Below are 21133 nucleotides of genomic sequence, written 5' to 3' on the forward strand. Positions count from 1 at the left end.
TTGTGTAGCCACAGAATTATTTTCTGAGGATAAGACAATCTTTGATATTTTCACTATTACTGTTCTAGCTTGTAACTAATAAAAAATGGGTAAACTTCCATATTTTTTCATATTGATAACTACAAAATCCCCGAGTTCTTGAAGAAATCGAGGATTTGAGAGTTGATATTTTCATAAATCAAATAGCAGCTGAAAAAATAGTAGCAAGTATGATTTTTTTAGATGATAACAACTGAAGATTTACGTTTCTGTTTACTGCGAACTTTTTCATCAGTTGCGATCAATATCGAGATTCCCCTCTAATTACCTTGCTGATAAACTTGACAAAAATAACCAGTGTTTTGCAAAACATCACACCGTATTACCAAGAATGTTATTTATCTAGTGTGTCATGACTGTAACAATTCTTGGAACAAATCCGAGCGCAAGCTTCACAACCAATACAGTTTTCTGGATTAGCAATAACCATTACTTTCCGTTCAACTTCTTCTTCATCTTCATCTACTACAAATTCACCTTCTTCATTCAAAGCCATTAAAGCTAAAACTTTATGACCACAAATTTTCATACATCTGCCACAACCAATACATTTTTCTTTATCTATTTCTTGAGCAAATTTAGGAGTCCAAGCATTACCACCATAAGTCAATCCTGTTAATGTAGCCATGAATAAAACCTCAGCAATTTTAGCTAGATGTTAGTTAATCCTTGAATCTTCATACTAGCCTGAGATTTCATTTTTTCAATCACAAAAATTAACTTTTTGTCAAATTTTGATGACTTGCTAAATAATATTATTTATTTTTAATTAGTTCAAAATATTAAATGATATTACTTATTGATAAATTTGGGTAGTGTGCTTGGATAGAAAGCTTATTAGTCAAAGGTTTCTAGAATTGTGTTTAAATTTATTTTTTCAATAAAGCTTGATAAATTAGCCTAAAGATATCTTATGTAACAAGAATAATAATCAATTATCAAAGATTATTATTTGCTTAATTGACTTCCTATTTGCAAATATTTTCTAATTAGATAAAAATATTCTCCTGAGAGTATTAGTAAACACAAACTTTAAAAAATCATTTCCTCTATTTTTGAACCATTTTGTTTTCTATTCTTTATTACCAATTACCCATTCCCGCCTATAAGATGTTACTCAAAAACATTTAGGATAATTTATATAGCCCAAACCAAACATTATGACAGTAAATATTCAGGTAAATATTAAGAAATCCTCCCAAGCTCATCCCGAACAATCTTATTGAAATCTTTATGAAAATTATAGTTAATGAAGAAGCAATGAAGCCTAACTTTGCAAAATATAAATAGCTACAAAATCTGGCTTCATTAACCATATCAGTAATTAATCAGGCGAGAAAAATATCTTCTCGTTATAGAGGTAATTTGGTAGCAAGTTATGAATCAATTGGACACATTAAGGGGAGACTTGAGCCAAACATCTCAACGATTAAAGTAGGAACAGTTCCTATGCCACATATAATTCCTAACAACAGTTGCGTGGGATGTGACAACTGCCGACCCCTATGTCCTACGGGTGCAATCAAAATCGAAGATGATGAATATTGGGTTGATCCTGCCCTTTGTAATAATTGTGAGGGTTATTATTTACAACCACAATGTGTGATTGCTTGTCCAACAAATGCGCCTATACCTACACACGCAAAAAAAGGAAGATGCAAAGTTGAACCACGTGATGCGACTAGTCCAGATTTGTTTTCTAATGGTAAGAATAATCCCTTTGCGTCAGCAATAGTTATTTGGGAAGCTTGTAATTTACTAGCGCAACGAACATCTTTACAATGGGAAAAAAATGAGGAGGGTAATTTACATTACAGTCGCTCAGTTAATCAAGGACGAGGGACAATTTCCTTTCAGATCCAAGACCTATTTCCAGCTAATAACCGCGCTGATAATTTACAAGCAATTGATTATCTAGACATTCGTGCTGCTTGTATCCATCTCATTTTTGCTGCTCAAATCACAGCCCTAGATCAACCTTGGGAAGAAGAATTTACAATTGATGAACGACAAATTGAACAGTATTTGGGCTTAGAAAAACGTAAAGACCTCAGCAAAAGCACCAAACTTGGTTTAATTAAAAACATCGTTTATCAAACTTGTTCTCTCATGGTTTCTATTGACTGGCCGCAACAGGGTAGAGTTCCCAGTTTTTCTATTAAAGATAGTTATCTATGGAATTTGACAGATACTCAGCACCATTTTCAAGAAGATGATCAAGGTTGTAAATATTTAGTCGGACTGACATTTACAGTCAAAGCTGGGATTTGGACACAACATTTCTTCAACAGACAAGGATGCAAAGAACGCACCACATTTTATCAGTATGGCAGTCTTCCCAAAACCCTATTAACCACAGTTATGAGTCTGTGGCAACAACATGAAGGGGCTGTGAGACTTATGCTTTGGTTATTATTTAAAACCAAAATGGGTAGAGAACAACGGATTACTATTCCTACCTTGCTGCGCGTTGCTTATGGTGAGGAAAAAGTGACTCAAGCTTCTAGACACAGGGAAGAACGTAAACGTCTCCTTAAAGCCTATGAAAATGATTTAGAAGTTCTCAATCATTATGGAGTAAAGCCATTATTTGATCCTGTTACCTATCCCCCAGAAATTCAACCTTTGTGGGCAAAATTAGTTGATATTCCTGAAGATCCAGAGGAAGCTTTAGAATTTTGGATTAATGATGGTAGTGGTGAAAATCGTCTCACAGACAGCGGACCACGTGGTAAATGGAATTTGCTTCTGAATGCCCGAATTTTATCTTTTGAACTCCCTCCAGACTGGGAAAACCGCTCAGAATCAGATAAAAAACAACGTCGCACCACTAAACCCAAAAGTAATCATCAACAAACAGGTAATTTATTGGGGGAACAGGTGACAGAAGGACGTAAAAAAATGAACCTTTCCCAAAGGGAATTAGCAAAGCTGATGGAAAAAAGCCAAAGCTGGATTCGTGACGTGGAAAAAGGTCGTTTAAAAGCGAAACTAGACGATCAAATGCTTCTGAGACAATTGCTAGATATCTCTTAAAACAATTAAGCAATACCTCCGCTATTTTTTGTAGGTTGGGTTAAGCGATAGCGCAACCCAACACATTTGTTTGGTTATGACGGATGCCTATAATTCCCGTATAAATACGCACTATTTTCCTCGCAACGCGAACAACCCTAAATATTAATCAAGGCTTTTTTCAATTTGGCAAAGGTATTGCTTAAACTGTTACCAATGCTCACAACTTAGTTAATTAAACAAAATCAAGATGCAAATTTTGATTTTTCGTGTTAAATGATGAGTATTAAGGAAATTTGTCAAGATGATGGTGTCAATCTTAAATCTAGTGAGGAGTGAACGTGAGTAATATTATTTTTCGTAAAAGTTTTTTAACCTTACCAAGTCTTGCAGCTTTGGTAATTTTAGGGAGCGGACTTTCCGTAAATGCTCAGACAGTTGAGCCAGAAACAATTATTCTTCCCACCCACCAAACATCAATATTCACCGTTGCTACAGAAGAAATAGCCAGTGGAACAATCACACCCATACCAGGAACAGTAGAAACTTCATCAGTTATGCTCAATTCTGGTTCTACAGAAGCCAGTGAAAAAACACAACCATCTAATCGCATCGCACAAAGTCCAATTGGCATAGGTAGAGCCACTCGTGGTGGTAGTAGCTACATCGGTGTTGGTCTCAACGTTGGTGCTTCCGGTGGCTTTTCAGACCTAAGTGATGGTAACTTTACTGTCATTAGTAAAATTGGTGTTACCAAAACTCTATCAGTCAGACCATCAGTAATACTAGGATCAAACACAACATTTCTCGTCCCTATCACTTATGACTTGTCTTTTAAATCACCAGATCCATTTACAGAAGCTTTACCCATAGCTCCTTATCTTGGATTAGGTGCAGTCATTAAAACAGGCGATAAATCTGAAACTGCTTTGTTAGTCACTGGTGGTATAGACGTACCTCTCAATAGTAGATTAACCGCCACAGCCGCTGTCAATGCTGGGTTTTTTAGTAAAACTGATGTCGGGGTTTTGTTGGGAGTTGGTTATAACTTCCGTGGGTTTTAGAAGATAGGACTAAGCAGAAGTTTAGACCTGCTAGACCTCTGCTAACACCTGAATTCTACTCCGTAGCATCCATTAAGGAAAATTAGCAAACAAGCAACTAGTTACTTGCCTTCACAAGAGAGGGATTGGCGCTGTACAATTTTTTGGTAACAACCGACAACTGACAACTGTACGGGCGAAGCATTTGGAGAACTATTTTTGGCAATGACCGATAATTTATCTTCCAAATGCTTCGCCCCTACTGACAACTGACAACTGTACGGGCGAAGCATTTGGAGAACTATTTTTGGCAATGACCGATAATTTATCTTCCAAATGCTTCGTCCCTACTGACAACTGACAACTGTACGGGCGAAGCATTTGGAGAACTATTTTTGGCAATGACCGATAATTTATCTTCCAAATGCTTCGCCCCTACCAACAACTGACAACTGACAACTGACAAATGACCAAAACAATCGTTGTTAAAATCGGTACTTCTAGTCTCACTCAACCAGAAACCGGACAATTAGCCCTTTCTAGCATTGCTACTTTAGCGGAAACTCTTTGTGATTTGAGACGACAGGGACATCGAGTAATTTTAGTTTCCTCCGGTGCTGTGGGAGTAGGTTGTGCGCGGTTAGGTTTAACGGAACGTCCCAAAACTATAGCTTTAAAACAGGCTGTAGCAGCAGTTGGACAGGGTAGATTAATGCGTATATATGATGATTTATTTAGTATTTTGCAACAACCAATTGCTCAAGTATTATTAACAAGGGCAGATTTGGTACAGCGTAGCCGCTATCTTAATGCTAATAATACTTTTCAAGAATTACTAGCTTTGGGAGTAATTCCTATTGTTAATGAAAATGATACAGTAGCTGTGGAAGAATTAAAATTTGGAGATAATGATACCCTTTCTGCATTAGTAGCCAGTTTAGTAGAAGCAGATTGGCTATTTTTATTAACAGATGTTGATAGATTATATTCAGCCGATCCTCGTTCTGTACCTGATGCTAAACCGATTAGTTTAGTTAGCAGTATGCAAGAACTGACAGATTTACAGATTCAAACTGGTGGACAGGGTTCTCAATGGGGGACTGGGGGGATGATGACTAAAATTTCTGCGGCCAGAATTGCGATCGCGGCTGGTATCCGCACAGTCATTACCCAAGGACAGTTTCCCCGGAACATTGAAAAAATTATCCAAGGGGAACTCATCGGTACACACTTTGCACCCCAACCAGAACCAACTTCAGCCCGCAAACGCTGGATAGCTTATGGTTTAATTCCTGGGGGAAAATTACATTTAGATGCGGGAGCGATCGCCGCTGTTGTCAAAGCCGGAAAATCCCTATTAGCAGCAGGAATTAGAGCCGTAGAGGGGGAATTTGACAATCAAGAAGCGGTGCAGTTATGTGATAGTAATGGTCAGGAAATTGCTAGAGGATTGGTGAATTATAATAGTGAGGAATTGCAGAAAATTTGCGGCCGACAGTCACGGGAAATACCAGCAATTTTAGGTTATGAGAAGGCAGATACTGTGATTCACCGAGATAATTTAGTTTTGATTTAAAGCAGGAGTCAGGAGAAGAAAGAAGAAAATTACCAATTACCAATTACCAATTACCAATTACCAATTACCAATTACCAATTACCAATTACCAATTACCAAATTGTGAATCTACTCCGTTTAATCCCAATTTTTGATAATTCCGTTTCTACTTGGGGACTAGAAGCCCGATTATTACGCTGGCTAACATTAACGTGGATGTTTATTGGCTTAATTATCCTCTTTTCCGCATCCTATCCCGTTGCTGATGAACGTCAAGGTGACGGTTTATATTATTTCAAACGGCAAATTCTTTGGGCTATAGCTTCTTTAATTATTTTCAACATCATTGTTAATTTGCCATTGCGGAAAATTTTGGGAGTATCTCATTGGTTTTTAATATTTTTCCTGATGTTAATTTTTCTGACCTTAGTACCAGGATTAGGAAAAAAAGCCTTTGATGCTGCTAGGTGGATATCCATTGGACCAATTCCTATCCAACCATCAGAACTAATTAAACCTTTTTTAGTTTTACAAAGTGCGACACTTTTTGGAAAATGGGAAAAACTGCGTTGGGGAATTCGTTTATCTTGGCTGGGTGTTTTCGGTCTTGTCCTCTTAGGAATTCTTGCCCAACCTAACTTAAGTACAACAGCACTTTGCGGCATGACAATTTGGTTTATTGCCCTAGCAGCAGGAATACCATATAAATACTTGGGAGGAACAGCCTTTGGTGGGGTAATGTTAGCAATAATCAGTATTAGTATCAAAGAATATCAACGCAAACGCATTATGTCCTTTATGAATCCTTGGGCTGATGCCACAGGAGATGGTTATCAGTTAGTACAAAGTTTATTAGCTGTAGGTTCTGGTCAAACTTCGGGGGTTGGTTTTGGACTTTCTCAACAAAAGTTATTCTATTTACCAATTCAAGATACTGATTTTATCTTCGCCATTTTTTCGGAAGAATTTGGTTTTATTGGCGGTATTTTACTATTACTAATGTTAGCAATATTCGCTACTTTAGGATTAATTATTGCCCTCAAATCCAAGAATCTGACATCTCAATTAGTGGCAATTGGTGTAGTAGTTGTTATGGTTGGGCAATCATTATTACATATTGGCGTAACTACAGGCGCTTTACCAACTACAGGCTTACCTTTACCCATGTTTAGTTATGGTGGTAATTCAATGGTTGCCAGTTTGATATCTTCTGCTTTATTAATTCGCGTAGCGAGGGAAAGTAGTGAAGCCGACGTAGTTCCATTACGAAAAACACTATCTGAAAATCAGACAAGAAGACGATTTTTTTAGCTTAACCGATTAGTATTGGGATTACTCTAGTACCGCAGTGCGGAATTAAAAATTAAAAATTAAAAATTAAAAAAGCAGATTACACAAGCTTTTGTCAAATTTTTAATGGTTGATTGACTTACGCCGTTGTGTACTAGTTTAGATTTAGTAAGAGAGTTCCAAATAAAAAAATCTCAAATTTGTTAAGTTCATGAATTTTAATGATAACACTGCAAATATTTGTGATATAAATATAAAATACGGTATTCCTACTTAAAAACCGTAGATTATTTGCAGAGGTGTAGCACCAGTGGGTATAGTAGTTGAAAACGTCTCTAAACAATTTGGTAGTTTCCAAGCAGTTGAACAGGTAAATCTGGAAATTCAGAGTGGTTCTCTGGTGGCTTTACTTGGTCCATCTGGATCTGGTAAATCTACCCTATTGCGATTAATTTCTGGTTTAGAAACACCAGATACAGGTAAAATATTTCTGACAGGTAAAGATGCTACTGATCAAAGTGTACAAGAAAGAAATATTGGCTTTGTCTTTCAGCACTATGCCCTATTTAAACATTTAACTGTTCGCAAAAATATCGCCTTTGGCTTAGAAATTCGCAAAGCCCCCAAAAAGAAAATTCAGGGAAAAGTAGAACAGCTATTGGAATTAGTGCAATTAAGTGGATTAGGCGATCGCTATCCTTCACAGCTTTCCGGTGGACAAAGACAACGGGTAGCTTTAGCCAGAGCATTGGCCGTAGAACCCAATGTACTATTATTGGATGAACCCTTTGGCGCTCTTGATGCCAAAGTCCGCAAAGACCTACGAGCTTGGTTACGTCGTCTCCATGATGAGGTTCATGTTACCACAGTTTTCGTCACCCATGATCAAGAAGAGGCAATGGAAGTTTCTGATGAAATCGTGGTCATGAATAAAGGCAAAGTGGAACAAGTAGGAACACCCGCACAAATTTATGATCATCCCGCATCTGCATTTGTGATGAGTTTTATTGGTCCGGTGAATGTATTACCCAGTTCTGCCAAAATCTTTCAAAGTAGCGGTTTTGAATCAGCACATCCAGAAACATTTTTGCGTCCCCAAGATATCATCATTGAAAACGTTGCTAATGGAACAACAGTACCAGCTATAGTCAGCAGAATCATTCATTTAGGTTGGGAAATTCAAGTTGAATTAACCTTAGATGATGGACAAGCAATGACAGCCCATTTAACACGGGAACGGTTCGATGAACTAAAATTAGAACCCCAAGAAAAGGTTTATGTTAAACCTAAAGATGCTAAATCTTTTCCACTTTATTATTCAATTTAGGAAACAGGGAAGAGAGCAGGGAGCAGGAAGCAGGGGGAAATTTTTTCCCCTTACTACTGACCACTAACCACTAACCACTGACCAATTAAATCAGAGATCTTGATTTTTCAGATGCTTTTCCTAATCCTACCAACTGGTAGCTAAGATCCCACATCCGCTTACCTTTTTCTTCGTCTCGTGCTTGGGGAGAGACTTTTTGCCCAAAAGATGCCCGATCTTTCTTTTGACGATTTCCCCAACTCCAATAAATACCAGATTGTTTGTATTCAGGATCAGCTACTACCATAGCAACGCGCTCTCCTGATAATTCCTCGGTGACAAATCCTCCAGTAATATACCTTTGGAAAAGAGGGAAAATTTTCTGGAAGAGAGGATAGTGATTGCGGAATAAAGCCGTTGTCGCTACACAACCAGGATAGAGAGAACTGAAAGTAATCCCAGTGGACTCATGAAAACGGTTATGTAGTTCACGCATGGTGAGAACGTTACATACTTTACTATCTTTGTAGGCTTTGACTGGTTCAAATTGCTTACCGTCAATCATTGTAATTGGATTTTGGAAACCCGCTGCAAAACCTTCAAAATTGCCTAAATCTGGACGAGGAGGAATTTTACCACCCAATTCATCTGGGTTGTGGGTAACAGTTCCCAAAATTACCAATCTTTTATCAGCGGCAGGTGATTTTTGTAAATCTGCCAGCATCAAATTACACATCAGAAAATGTCCGAGGTGATTTGTGGTAACGGTTAATTCAAATCCTTCGGGAGAAAATAACGGTTCTTTGATTAAAGGCATATAAATGGCAGCGTTGCAAACCAAAGCTTCCACGGTTTTGCCAGTTGCTCTGAAATTGTTGACAAACTGTCGAACGCTTTCTAAAGAGCCTAAATCAATTTGCATGAGTGTATAGCTATTTGCAGGCATTCCGACACTCTGGGCAGCTTTTTCGGCTTTGATTAAATCACGACAAGCCATAATAACGTGCCAGTTTCCTTTGTCAACGAGAGCCTTGGCTGCTTGCAAACCGACTCCAGAAGAAGCACCTGTGATGATTGCTGTTGACTTACGATTTTGTTCCATCTGTTGGGACTCCTTTAACTATGCGTTGATTCAAAATTAGTTTATATGATTTTAATGATCTCATACTTTTGAAACTTATATAATAATGCTCAATGAGTAGTGAACAGAATGTAATCAATCATAGATAATAACGATAAATAAACACATTTTCAAAACCTAAATGCAGGGATTTAGCATTCCTAAACCCCTAATCCTCTCCTCTGACTGTACTATTGTTATGCGAATTTAGCTAATAACTCCTCACGAGATAATTGTAGAAGTAAAGGAGTAAATTCTTCTCTACTCATGGCAATTAGAGGATTGATAATTCTTTGTAGCTGAGAATCAATTTGACCAAAACGCACTTGCAGGATACTTTCAATCATAGCGCGTCGTTCTCTTTCTACACCTGCTTGGAGTCCTTCTTGTCGTCCTTCCTGAAGTCCTACATGAATTCCTTCCTGAAGTCCTTCTTGTCGTCCTTCTTGTCGTCCTTCTTGTCGTCCTTCTTGTCGTCCTTGTTTTTTCAGTTCTTCTAATTGTTGCTGATAAATTTCCGATAATTTCATAATCAACTCCTGATCATCTTTATCAATATCTTGTTCTTGACGCTGACGAGCCGATAACACAGCAATTAGGTTATGTACTAATTGTATAATATCCGCGAGAAAAGGACTATCATTAGCCAGTGTTTCTAATTCTTCCACCGCTTGTCTTTGCACTTTTCCTTTTCCTAAAACCCTCAAAAACAGTGTTTCTGGTGTAATAGGGAGTTGGTGAATGGCAATAATGATGGTTTTGAATCCTTCTCCAAAAAAATAAATCCCTTTTCCCCAGTTTTCTTCATCCGTAGTCCCATTAAAACTGGCTAGGAGTTCTATTGATGCTGTCGGAGTAAAAATCCACAGCCGAGGTAATTCTGCTTCATTTATTCGCGTATTATTGCGGTTAGATTGCCGTTCTAAGTCAGCATGGATGTCAAATAATTTACCCATACAACTGCGAATTTCACTTTTGCTGACAGCATTGCGAAATGGTTCAAATATAGCATATTTTGTGGCCATTCGCCCTAGTAATCCGAGTCTTTCTAGGCTTTGTGTGGGTTGAGGTGAGGGGATAAATAAAACGTCAATTTGTCTAACTTCTGCGGTGATATCTTTGCTGGTTTCTACTTGTCCATAAGGTGTTAATAGTTCCGTGAGATATTGCTTGGCGAATTGGTCATGTATAAAGCGAGTCATTTAATTTGATTTTGACTAATACAGAAATATTAATTTAACATTCTTTGGATCATGATGATTCCTATTGAGAATATAGGGGTTGACGATGTAAACCCCTACAAGTGAAAAACTAAGCCATTTTAGGTTTTTGTAAATGCCAATTAGTTGATTGTTCATAGGCATAAGCTACTTGAAAAAGTTGCTCTTCTCCTAGCACTTTACCAACTATTTGCAGTCCAATGGGTAAACCTTTACTATCAAAACCGCAAGGTAAACTGATTCCTGGTAAACCAGCTAAATTAGCAGGAATAGTCATTAAATCATTTAAATACATACTCAAAGGATCAGTAGTTTTTTCTCCGGCTCGAAATGCGGTGGTAGGTGCAGTGGGAGAAATTAAAACATCTACTGTTTTAAAAGCTTTTTCAAAGTCTTGTTTAATGAGAGTGCGGACTTTTTGTGCTTTCAAATAATAGGCATCATAATAACCAGCGGAAAGGGCATAAGTACCAATCATAATCCGGCGTTTGACTTCCGCCCCAAAACCTTGAGAACGAGTTTTGGTATACATTGATAAAAGATTGTCCGCATCAGGGGAACGCAACCCATATTTAACGCCATCGTAACGCGCCAAGTTAGCTGATGCTTCCGAGGGGGCGATAATGTAGTAAGTTGGTAAACCATAGCGGAAACTGGGACAGGAAATCGGATGAATTTCTGCACCTAATTCTTGCAGTTGTTCAATGGCTTTGGTGACAGCGGCTTCTACTTCTGGATCTAAACCTTCACCAAAGGTTTCTGTAATGACACCAATTCTAAGTTTCTTCCTAACTTTGAGATCCGGTTTTAAACTAGCCGCATAGTTAGGAATGGCAACTTTGAGACTGGTAGAGTCTTGCGGATCATAACCGGCGATCGCACTTAATAATATAGCCGCATCTTCTACACTCCGTCCAAAGGGGCCAATTTGATCTAGAGACGAAGCATAAGCCACTAAACCATAACGGGAAACTAACCCATAAGTCGGTTTCATCCCCACAACACCGCAGAAGGACGCAGGTTGCCGAATTGAACCCCCTGTATCCGAACCCAGGGAAACCACACATTCATCGGCTGCTACGGCTGCTGCTGAACCACCGGAAGAACCACCAGGAACACGGGATAAATCCCAAGGATTAGCGGTAACTTGGTAAGCGGAGTTTTCAGTAGAACTCCCCATAGCAAACTCATCTAAGTTGGTTTTACCTACCATGACACCCCCAGCGTCAGCTAGTTTTTGGGTGACGGTGGATTCGTAAGGTGGGATAAAATTTTCCAAAATCCGGGAAGCACAGGTGGTGACAATCCCCTTGGTACACAAATTGTCTTTAATGCCGATGGGAATCCCCGCTAACAGTCCAATTTCTTCTCCCGCAGCGACTTTTGCATCCACAGCTTGAGCTTGTTTTAAGGCTTGTTCTGTCGTGACTGTGAGGAAACTGTGCAGTTTGGGTTCTAACTCTTGAATCCGATTTAATGCTTCTTGGGTAATTTCAACGGCAGAACGTTCTTTACTAATTATCTGTTCGTGCAACTCGCGGATGGATGCCATAATTGTTCTCTTTATGATTCAAGTCATTGATTTTAGCATTTACAGGGCTGGGGTTTGGGGAATTTGCGTCTGAAGTTACAGGATATTTTTTGTCTCACGCAGAGGCGCAGAGGCGCAAAGAGAGTTTTGAGAATTTAGTTATACTAAAAATATTAGTTATGGTTGGATAATCAGTTTATACGGATGGTTGGGAAAAGCCAATTTTAATATGCCGGCAAAGGACATCTATCACAATGCTGTTAAAAATGCCTTAATTCAAGAAGGTTGGATAATTACAAATGACCCTCTACATTTAAAATGGGGTCAAAAAGATATGTATGTATATTTAGGAGCAAAACAACTTTTAGCGGCAGAACAAGGAACTAGAAAAATTGCCGTAGAAATTAAAAGTTTTGTCAGTCCTTCGGAAATGGCTGATCTTAAAGATGCTATTGGTGGATTTGTTTTATATCGTGCTGTTATGAATCGTCTAGAACCTGATAGAATATTATATTTAGGAGTGCGTGATACTGTATTCACAGATTTATTTGAAGAACCAATTGGTAAACTTTTAAGAGAAAGCGAAAATCTAAATTTACTTGTTTTTAATTCTGATACTGAGAGGATTACCCAATGGATACCTTAGATAATTATCGCCGGGTTATTAAAGAAGTGTTAATACCTTATACACAAATTCCTTACTCCTATGGAGTGATTGAATGTAAAACAGTTTTTGATGATGAAAATGATAGCTATTTATTAATAACTCTTGGTTGGCATGATCATAAAAGAATTCATGGTTGTCTGGTGCATCTTGATATTATTGATGGTAAAATATGGGTACAAAGAGATGATACAGAAGATGGTGTTACCTATGAATTAGAAGCAGCCGGAATTCCTAAAGATAAAATTGTTTTAGGTTTTCACCCGCAAAATGTTAGGCAACATACGGGATATGCTGTGAGATAAAGTGCTTTAGTAAAAAAGAAATTTGAATTAAAAAAACAGAAATACGTTGGAACAATTCGCTTTGATGATAACATGAATCCACCTCCTTGGACTAAAAATCTCTTTACAGAAGCAGATGCAATTTCTCTTCTTAATGGGAAAAAAGTTACTGCTATGCGGTTTATAAAGTTAAAAGAAAAAATTAAGACAACTTTTGAGTTAGGTAATCAAATTGCTTCCGCACTGAGTATGAGTATTTCTACCTCTGGCGAGGGTTAATAAACAACAATGAGATTGCCTATCTTGTAGCTTGAATTAAAGAAAGCAATCTGTGGAGGAATAGCGATCGCTAAATCCAACCTTAAATAAAATAGAATAAACTCAACTATACCATCACAATATGTTCTACAAAATTCCACTACTACTTACACCTCAACCAGAAGGAGGATTCACTGTAACTTCTCCACTATTACCAGAATTGATAACTGAGGGGGATTCTATGGATGAGGTTTTAGCCAATGTTAGAGATGCTTTTGAAGCAGTTCTGGAAACATATCAAGATTTAGGTAAAGAGCTTCCGCTTAACCTACAATCTGTAGACCAAAACTCACCAGCTTTAATAGAAACAATTATCTCCATCAGATGAACTATAGAGAAGTTGCGAAGAAATTATCTAAACTTGGATGTGAAGAAATCCCCAGACGTGGTGGAGGTTCACATAGAAAGTGGTTTAATGCAATTACTCAGAAAGCAACTGTAATTCCTGATTGGAGTGGCCGCGATCTAAAATTAGGAACGTTACGCGCAGCCATAAAACAACTAGGAATTGAGTGGGCTGACTTTGAAGAAGTATAACAAATTATAGCGACAAATTCTTCCATACTTATGAATGACAAACTCCAGACCGAAAAAGATAAGCTCCAGACAAGCACTAATATAGTGATAAATCAAGAAACAGAGAAGGAAGAGGTTCTCTGTCCCCATTGTCTACGCACTGCAACAAATGGTATTAAATGTAAAGGTATCTGTGTTGCCGATAATGACTATTAAGGTGTAAATAAACAAGTTTTACAAAGCTAAGTAGGGTCTGCGGAATAAACCTATAACTGAGATATATCAAGAGTTGGAAGGTAAAAAAGGTGAAACAAGTGCAAGGAATAAGCATTGAAACTACCAAAACCCTATCACTTGACCAAATTCAAGACTATTCTGATCTTCTTCTAATTCTTCCTCCTGACTCCTGACTCCTGACTCCTGACTCCTGACTCCTGACTCCTGACTCCTGACTCCTGACTCCTGACTCCTAGCCCTCACAGATAACTTTTTCAGCAACCCCTAAGTAATATGGTTAAAATAGTTTCTCGTACTTATGTCGGTCAAGCCAATGTTTATGATATTGGTGTGGAAAATGACCATAATTTTGTGATTAAAAATGGTTTTATCGCTTCTAATTGTTTTAATAAATCCCACTCGACGGCTTACGCTTATGTAACTTATCAAACATCATATTTAAAAGCAAATTATCCATTGGAATATATGGCGGCATTGTTAACCGCTAACAGTGGGGATACAGACAAAGTGCGGAAGTATCTTGATAATTGCTCTAATATGGGGATTGTTATTGATGCCCCAGATGTGAATCGCTCTGGTTTAGATTTTACCCCGGCAGGTGAGAAGATTTTATTTGGATTTTCGGCAGTGCGGAATGTGGGACAAAATGCGATCGCCTCAATTTTAGAAGCCAGGGAAGAATCAGGAGAATTAGTCCCCTTTAAATCTTTGGCGGATTTTTGCGATCGCGTTGATTTACGTGCCATGAATCGGCGTACTTTAGAATCATTAATTAACTGCGGAGCTTTTGACAAAATTCAAGCTAATCGCAACCAATTAATTCATGATTTAGAATTAGTTTATGAGTGGGCGCAATCCCGTGCTAGAGACAAAGCTAGTGGACAGGGAAATATATTTGATTTATTAGGAGGTGGATTTGCAGGTAATAATAATCAACCCCAAAAGAATGCTTATGAATCTGCACCTAAAGCTCCTCCTGTCAATGATTTACCACCTCAAGAAAAATTGAGAATGGAAAAAGAATTATTAGGATTTTATCTCTCAGATCATCCTCTTAAATCCATCAGACAATCATCCTCCGTCCTTGCACCTATTAACCTGGCACAATTGGGAGAACAAAAAGATGATGCTATCCTTTGTGCAGTAGTAATGTTGAATAATGTGAAAAAGGTTGTCACCAAAAAAGGTGACTCTATGGCAATTTTGCAAGTTGAAGATTTATCTGGATCTTCGGAAGCTGTGGTTTTTCCTAAAACCTATGAGCGCATTAGTTCCGTTTTAGAAGTTGATGCCAGATTAATTATTTGGGGTAAAATAGATCGCCGTGATGATCAAGTTCAATTTATCCTAGAAGACGCGGAAACTGTCGAAACAGTAAAAATGATTTTAGTGGAACTGAGTCCACAACAAGCCGGGACAATTGAAGAACAACATCGTTTGAATACAATTCTCAAATCACAAGCTGGGGATAAGGATAAATCAAGAATACCTGTAATTGGTATTGTTCAAGCCGGAAATCACCGGGAAATTGTCCGCTTTGGGAGACAGTTTTGGGTACAAGATTCAGGAACAGCAGTGCAAGCATTACAAAACGGTAAATTCCGCGCTGATATCAAACAACTAACCAGCGGTTAAAAGAATGCAGAATTTAGAATTTAGAATTTAGAATTACGTTTTGCAACGGGGATTTTGCCCCGACGCAAAACCCGCTGCTTGTAGAAGCAGGGGACTTTAACCCCCAAAGGTAAGTTAAAGCATAATAGACATCTGGTGAGAATTAAATGTACGTGACTTGAAACCCTTGTAGAGACCTTCCATGGAACGTCTCTACGATCTTTTTCGGAGATGTCTAATATATCAGTTAGTTTTTCGTCACCTGAAAATCTGCTTTGTAGAATCTTTCCTAAATTAATCTATTTCTCTGCTTAATCTTAGAAAAATAGGAATTACGCAAAATTTGGCTGAAAACTCTCTTCTTGCGTAGCGATAATTTATGAATTACCGCTACTTGTGTTCTATTTTGTTTAATTCCTAAAAAACTAACATCTAATTAGGGCTTGCTGAATAATTAATTTCAACAATCCCTAACGAACCTCATTCAAACTCTCGATTTGCTTTGTAAACATCTCTGTAAACAAACTCATCACTGTCCGTTCTTCCCGGACTTTAATATTAGCAGTAATAGACATCCCCGACTGTAAGGATATCTTTCTCTCTTGATTGGTGAGACTTAATTGTTGTTTATCTAACTTGATTTTGGCTGGGAATCTATAAAATTGATGGTTTTGATCTGGAGGTAAAGCATCTGAACCGATATCAATTACTTTACCCTTAATATCACCAAATTCACTAAAGGGAAAGGAGTCAATTCTCACATCTACATTCATTCCTTTCCTCACAAAACCAATATCTTTATTGGTGATGAAAACTTCCGCTATTAGACTATCTTTAGGGACAATTTGCAGTAATTTTTGGGTAGAATTAGCAACAAAACCGGGATTTTTAGCTTGTAAATCAAAAACTACACCTCCCACTGGAGCGCGAAGTTCTTGATATTTAACATTTAATTGTGTTTGCGATATTTTGCTATTGACATCTGCTAAACGCTGTTCATTGTCTAAAATAATCTTCATGAATTGACTATCAATTTCCGCAATCCGTTGTTTGTTACTACCTATTTTCTCCAAAATAGTCTTATCAGAACTAGCAACTGTATTGGTTGATTGCTGTTTTCCTTTATCAATATCGAATTTTAGACGTTTTTCTTCTTCTTGTAATTGTGATATTTCAGCTTTGAGAGTTTGTACCTGTTGTTGTTGGTTAAGATATTGAAGTTTAGAAATACCACCTTCTTCAGCTAAGGTTTTAAGACTAACTAAAATCTGACTTTGAATTGCTAAACCATTTTTAGTATCTTGGAGTTTAAATTCTGTTTGAGAAAGTTGCTTTCTGGTTTTTTCAACTTCCAACTCTGCGGCTTTGGAACGAGATGCTAATTCTGTTTTAGCAACTGTTAATAGTTGTTGTTCATCAATTCCTGTCCCTGCTGCTCCTGGTAAGTTTCTTAATTGAGAACGTAATAATTCATTTTCTGCTACTAAGGAAGCGCGACTTTTGAGCAGAAAAGCTGATTCTCCCGGTAGTTTACTGCGTAAAAATGCTATTTCAGCATCTATTCCGGTACTTGCTCCCATTAAGCGCCGATAGATATTGTTTTCCTGAATTAAAGCCACACGAATTTTATTCAATGAATTTAATTCGGCTAGGGTAGCAATAGAATCAAAGGTTAATAATAAATCTCCTGTTTTTACCTGTTGTCCATCTTTTACATACAGTGACTTCACAACTCCATTAATAGGAGCTTGCACATCTTTAACTGTTCCTTCTGGTTTTAATTGTCCTGTAGCGGGAACTACTTGTTCAATTTTTGCTAAACAAGCCCAAATAATTCCAAAACACGCTAACCCCATGAGAGTAATCATGATGGTTCGTGACCAAATTGGGGATTGACGGAGAACTACAGATTGCTCGAAGTTATCAAAATTGAAGTCGGGTTTTGGCTGTTTGGGAGTGGGTTTGGGCGATGTTAATACTTGTGCATCTCTATGGGATGCTCTCCCATTTCCGTTACCCTTTCCGTTACCCTTTCCATTGCCATTTCCGTTGGTGTAATTACCATTAATTTGAGTCATAATAAGTTTAGATTTTGGATTTTAGATTGAATATTTAGTGGTGCGTAATTTTATCTTTAATCAGTTATCAGTTGAATCTTATAGCACTTTCCGGTGTTATGAGGTACATATCCAGCGGGCAAGACTTGTACTGAGCTTGTCGATAGCGCAGCGTGGCGTTAGCCATAGTATGCCCGCACTATCAAGAGTTTTATAATTCAAGTTTGTATCTCATTAGAGCGAAATCTGCTGTATAGAAACAACTGACAACTGACAACTGACAAGTTACAAGTTTACTTCCTGTTGTTGATAAAGATAGAAATAATGACCTTTAGCTGCCATAAGTTCTTGATGACTACCTTGTTCTATCATTCTACTATTATCCATGACGACGATAGTATCGGCATTACTAACAGTATTCAAACGGTGGGTAATGAAGAAGACTGTATTACCTTTAAAAGCGCGAGCTAAGTTCAGACCAATTTGCTTTTCTGTCGGATAATCTAGGGCGCTGGTGGCTTCATCTAAAACTAATATTTTAGGTCTTTGCAGGACAGAACGAGCGATCGCAATTCTCTGTCTTTGTCCACCAGAAAGGGCTGATCCTCGTTCCCCAACTCGTGTATTATAACCATTGGGCAAGGTCATAATAAATTCATGAGCAACAGCAATTTGAGCCGCTTCAATAATTTCCTCAGTTGTGGCATCAGGATTAGTTAAAGCAATATTTTCTTGAACTGTGCCATCAAATAAGAGCGTATCTTGGGGAACTACGCCAATTTGCCGCCGCAGCGAATAAAGTTCTACTTTGGAAATGTCGTAACCATCAACTAAAATTCTCCCAGATTCTGCATCATAAAGTCTGAGCAGTAATTTCATCATTGTACTTTTTCCTGAACCACTTTGCCCGACAATACCCACAAATTCACCTGCGGCAAATTCGACGCTGACATTGCTGAGTTGTAGTGGTCCGCTGGCAGCAAATCGGAAGGAAACGTTTTCATATTTAACAGCACCGCTAACAGCAGGAAGGGGAATATTATTCCGATCTATTTCTGCTTCTTGTGGTGTATCCACAATATCACTTAATCGTTCTAAAGATAAACCAGTTTCTTGGAAGTTTTGCCAGATTTGTGCCAAGCGTAAAATCGGGGTAGTAACGTAACTAGAAATAATCCGAAAGGCAATTAATTCTCCTAATGTTAATTCTCCTTTCAAAACTAAATAAGCTCCCACCCATAAAACTAATAAGCTACTAAGTTTACTCAGAAACTGACTGGTTGAATTCGCTAATGTGGAAGTGATCACAGTTTTAAAACCGGCAGCGACAAACTTGGCATATTTCTTTTGCCAAGAAAACCGGGAGCGTAATTCAATATTTTGGGCTTTAACTGTTTGAATACCTGACATAACCTCAACCAAATAAGATTGAGTTTCGGCATTACGTTCAGCTTTGGTTCTTAATTGTCTACTCACTGTGGGAGCAGCGATTAATGTCACTACCACAAATAGAGGAATTGTTCCTAAACCTACGAGAGTTAGTTGCCAACTGTAGAACAGCATGACAACTATATAAACAACGGAAAACAGGGCATCTAATACTACTGTTAAAGCCGTACCGGTGAGAAACTGACGGATATTTTCTAATTCATTAATTCTGGTGGATAGTTCACCAACTGGTCTTTTATCAAAATAGCGCAGTGGTAAGCGCAGCAAGTGGTCAATAATTTGTGACCCCAAACTCATATCAATGCGGTTGGTGGTATCTACAAATAAGTAAGTCCGCAAGGTGGTTAATACTGCTTCAAAAACACCCACTGCTAATAGTAATACTCCTAAAATATTCAGGGTACTAATACTATTTTGCACAATGACTTTATCAATAATTAGCTGAATAACTAGAGGATTAGCGAGGGCTGCCAGTTGGACGAAGAAGGAAGCAATAAATACTTCTATCAGCACCCGACGGTAACGCGATAAATAGGGAACAAACCAAGATAAACCAAAGCGTTCTTTCGGTGTTTCTTTGGTTGCACTCAGTAATAAAACTCTAACTTGTGGTTGAAGATTAGCGTCATCAGTTTCTAATTCTTCTACCAATTGACTAATTTGGCAGTTGATAATACCTTGAGATGGCAAACCCAAAACTACTGTTTTTCCATCTACTGCATAGAGAACAGCAAAACTGTCACGATAGCGAATTAATGCTGGGGTAGGAATCCGATTAATGGAAACAGCAGGAACATCAACTAGCTGGGATTTAAGTCCAATTAGTTCCGATAAATAAGCGCAAACTTGAAAAGATATACTCCCTTGACGCTTAATTTGGTCGGTTAAAATCCGCCGTACTACTTCTTTCCGAAAGGGCATTTCTAAATGCTTGGATAGCATTTGAAAACAAGCCAGACTAGAATCTAATTCTCCTTGTCCCCGGAAAAATGGATAGTTTTGATTTTTTAACGGCTGGTTTGATGTGGTGGGGGGAACAAATTCTGGTTCTTGGGCGTAGGGAATTTCCGAATCTACTCTGCTATCTGATATAGTTTCTAATGTTTCTGATTCGATGGAAATACCATCAAGTAGTGATAGATCTTGAGGATTAATGCCCAATAAACGAACAAGAATGTTGCCTTTAACTTCAATTACGTCGGTTTCTAGACGAGAACCAGGTGGGAAATTGGGCAGGGAACTACGACCACTCACAAACCAAATGCGATCGCTGTCTAATTCTCTTAAGGCGGTTTTTCCTGGTGATAAATAATGAATTTTTGCTTCTAACTGAGCCTGTTGGGTAATGTTTTTGAGGTTGTGATTTACTAAAGCTTTTTGTGCTACCTGGGAACTCAAAATATCAAAGATCTCAATTAGGTGACTTTGATTTTGACGAGCTTTAGCGAAGGCTGGATTGCGGTTGATAAATTGCAAATAATCTGCGGCTTTCCAGGTTAAACAGATTACTTCTGTGGAAGCTATGGCAGTTTCACAAGGAAGCTCACGTAACCAAGAAATTTCGCCAATTGTTGCCCCTGGTTGGAGTAATTTTAATGTAATTGGTAATTGGTTTTGGGGATTATATCCCAATAGTCTGACGTTACCCTGATGAAGAATGGCGATCCTTTCTGGTAGTTGTTCTTTACCAATAATTTTTTGTCCTACACGATAACGTAAAGGCTGGAGAATTTGTGATGATAAGAGGTTGTTAATTTCCTCTTTTGATAATTGATCAAATCCTTCAATACTAGCAATGAATTCTTCAAAGTTACTCTGAATATAAGTCATATTGATTGAGTTAGTTATTTCGCTTTGTATTGGCTAAAAGGTTGA

At 38.0% G+C, this 21133-nt stretch carries 21 protein-coding genes; 11 read left to right on the forward strand and 10 right to left on the reverse strand.

All coding sequences use genetic code 11. The annotated features are described in order from the left end of the window. Window positions 1–373: 373 nt before the first annotated feature. Window positions 374–667 carry a ferredoxin III, nif-specific gene (fdxB, locus tag FJR09_RS16875; protein WP_015078457.1) on the reverse strand — a complete coding sequence of 98 codons (294 nt, stop codon included), beginning with the start codon at window positions 665–667 and terminating at the stop codon, window positions 374–376. Window positions 668–1488: 821 nt separating this feature from the next. Here fdxB and FJR09_RS16880 point away from each other — a divergent pair. Together FJR09_RS16880 and FJR09_RS16885 are read left to right on the forward strand one after the other, a co-directional pair. Continuing rightward, entirely contained in the window at window positions 1489–3075 is a 1587-nt protein-coding gene (locus FJR09_RS16880) for a 4Fe-4S ferredoxin (protein WP_015078458.1), read from the forward strand. Between the two features lie 314 nt (window positions 3076–3389). Beyond that, a complete protein-coding gene (locus FJR09_RS16885; RefSeq protein ID WP_015078459.1) occupies window positions 3390–4118 on the forward strand; it encodes a hypothetical protein in 729 nt (242 codons plus the stop codon). Window positions 4119–4219: 101 nt separating this feature from the next. Here FJR09_RS16885 and FJR09_RS25385 read toward each other — a convergent pair whose 3' ends face one another. The 3 genes from FJR09_RS25385 to FJR09_RS25395 are packed head-to-tail and all read right to left on the reverse strand — an operon-like array spanning window position 4220 to window position 4563. Further along, on the reverse strand, window positions 4220–4390 hold the full coding sequence (locus FJR09_RS25385; RefSeq protein WP_235081931.1) for a hypothetical protein: 171 nt from the start codon (window positions 4388–4390) through the stop codon (window positions 4220–4222). Then, the gene (locus FJR09_RS25390) at window positions 4335–4478 is read right to left on the reverse strand and encodes a hypothetical protein (protein ID WP_235081933.1); all 144 of its coding nucleotides are present in this window, start codon (window positions 4476–4478) and stop codon (window positions 4335–4337) included. The genes FJR09_RS25385 and FJR09_RS25390 overlap by 56 nt, the downstream gene beginning before the upstream one ends. Further along, the gene (locus tag FJR09_RS25395; protein WP_254433133.1) at window positions 4423–4563 is read right to left on the reverse strand and encodes a hypothetical protein; all 141 of its coding nucleotides are present in this window, start codon (window positions 4561–4563) and stop codon (window positions 4423–4425) included. The genes FJR09_RS25390 and FJR09_RS25395 overlap by 56 nt, the downstream gene beginning before the upstream one ends. On the opposite strand from FJR09_RS25395, the gene proB reads away from it, so the two are divergent. From proB to FJR09_RS16905, 3 genes are all read left to right on the forward strand, one after another. Further along, complete coding sequence (gene proB, locus FJR09_RS16895) at window positions 4564–5673, forward strand: glutamate 5-kinase (RefSeq protein ID WP_015078460.1); 1110 nt, start codon at window positions 4564–4566, stop codon at window positions 5671–5673. A 102-nt stretch (window positions 5674–5775) separates the two neighbouring features. Further along, window positions 5776–6963 carry an FtsW/RodA/SpoVE family cell cycle protein gene (locus FJR09_RS16900; protein ID WP_148763946.1) on the forward strand — a complete coding sequence of 396 codons (1188 nt, stop codon included), beginning with the start codon at window positions 5776–5778 and terminating at the stop codon, window positions 6961–6963. Window positions 6964–7252: 289 nt separating this feature from the next. Next, window positions 7253–8269 (forward strand): sulfate/molybdate ABC transporter ATP-binding protein, encoded by a 1017-nt coding sequence (locus tag FJR09_RS16905; RefSeq protein ID WP_015078462.1) that lies wholly within the window; start codon window positions 7253–7255, stop codon window positions 8267–8269. 85 nt (window positions 8270–8354) lie between these two features. Here FJR09_RS16905 and FJR09_RS16910 read toward each other — a convergent pair whose 3' ends face one another. The 3 genes from FJR09_RS16910 to gatA form a co-directional block, all read right to left on the reverse strand. After that, window positions 8355–9350 carry a protochlorophyllide reductase gene (locus tag FJR09_RS16910; protein ID WP_148763948.1) on the reverse strand — a complete coding sequence of 332 codons (996 nt, stop codon included), beginning with the start codon at window positions 9348–9350 and terminating at the stop codon, window positions 8355–8357. A gap of 215 nt (window positions 9351–9565) precedes the next feature. Beyond that, window positions 9566–10570 (reverse strand): hypothetical protein, encoded by a 1005-nt coding sequence (locus FJR09_RS16915; RefSeq protein WP_015078464.1) that lies wholly within the window; start codon window positions 10568–10570, stop codon window positions 9566–9568. 109 nt (window positions 10571–10679) lie between these two features. After that, entirely contained in the window at window positions 10680–12140 is a 1461-nt protein-coding gene (gene gatA / locus FJR09_RS16920; protein WP_168651652.1) for an Asp-tRNA(Asn)/Glu-tRNA(Gln) amidotransferase subunit GatA, read from the reverse strand. Window positions 12141–12348: 208 nt separating this feature from the next. Between gatA and FJR09_RS16925 the strand changes: the two genes are divergently transcribed. From FJR09_RS16925 to FJR09_RS16945, 5 genes are all read left to right on the forward strand, one after another. Continuing rightward, the gene (locus FJR09_RS16925; RefSeq protein WP_041457582.1) at window positions 12349–12765 is read left to right on the forward strand and encodes a XisH family protein; all 417 of its coding nucleotides are present in this window, start codon (window positions 12349–12351) and stop codon (window positions 12763–12765) included. Next, the gene (locus tag FJR09_RS16930) at window positions 12753–13088 is read left to right on the forward strand and encodes a XisI protein (RefSeq protein WP_015078467.1); all 336 of its coding nucleotides are present in this window, start codon (window positions 12753–12755) and stop codon (window positions 13086–13088) included. The genes FJR09_RS16925 and FJR09_RS16930 overlap by 13 nt, the downstream gene beginning before the upstream one ends. Before the next feature lie 72 nt (window positions 13089–13160). After that, window positions 13161–13346, forward strand: coding sequence for a hypothetical protein (locus FJR09_RS16935; RefSeq protein ID WP_041457583.1), 186 nt, complete (start codon window positions 13161–13163; stop codon window positions 13344–13346). Window positions 13347–13467: 121 nt separating this feature from the next. Continuing rightward, complete coding sequence (locus FJR09_RS16940) at window positions 13468–13713, forward strand: type II toxin-antitoxin system HicB family antitoxin (RefSeq protein WP_015078469.1); 246 nt, start codon at window positions 13468–13470, stop codon at window positions 13711–13713. After that, entirely contained in the window at window positions 13710–13922 is a 213-nt protein-coding gene (locus tag FJR09_RS16945; protein ID WP_015078470.1) for a type II toxin-antitoxin system HicA family toxin, read from the forward strand. Before FJR09_RS16940 ends, FJR09_RS16945 begins: the two co-directional genes overlap by 4 nt. Before the next feature lie 315 nt (window positions 13923–14237). Here the strand turns inward: FJR09_RS16945 and FJR09_RS16950 are convergent, their stop codons facing one another. Continuing rightward, window positions 14238–14399 carry a hypothetical protein gene (locus tag FJR09_RS16950; RefSeq protein WP_217361130.1) on the reverse strand — a complete coding sequence of 54 codons (162 nt, stop codon included), beginning with the start codon at window positions 14397–14399 and terminating at the stop codon, window positions 14238–14240. 12 nt (window positions 14400–14411) lie between these two features. Here FJR09_RS16950 and FJR09_RS16955 point away from each other — a divergent pair, with 12 nt between their 5' ends. Further along, entirely contained in the window at window positions 14412–15773 is a 1362-nt protein-coding gene (locus tag FJR09_RS16955; protein ID WP_168652724.1) for an OB-fold nucleic acid binding domain-containing protein, read from the forward strand. Between the two features lie 449 nt (window positions 15774–16222). On the opposite strand, the gene FJR09_RS16960 is transcribed toward FJR09_RS16955, so the two are convergent. Together FJR09_RS16960 and FJR09_RS16965 are read right to left on the reverse strand one after the other, a co-directional pair. Beyond that, complete coding sequence (locus tag FJR09_RS16960; protein WP_168652725.1) at window positions 16223–17830, reverse strand: HlyD family efflux transporter periplasmic adaptor subunit; 1608 nt, start codon at window positions 17828–17830, stop codon at window positions 16223–16225. 264 nt (window positions 17831–18094) lie between these two features. After that, window positions 18095–21088 carry a peptidase domain-containing ABC transporter gene (locus FJR09_RS16965; RefSeq protein ID WP_168652726.1) on the reverse strand — a complete coding sequence of 998 codons (2994 nt, stop codon included), beginning with the start codon at window positions 21086–21088 and terminating at the stop codon, window positions 18095–18097. Window positions 21089–21133: the final 45 nt, after the last annotated feature.

This window comes from Dolichospermum sp. UHCC 0406 (genome assembly GCF_009712025.1).
Lineage (GTDB): Bacteria > Cyanobacteriota > Cyanobacteriia > Cyanobacteriales > Nostocaceae > Dolichospermum > Dolichospermum lemmermannii.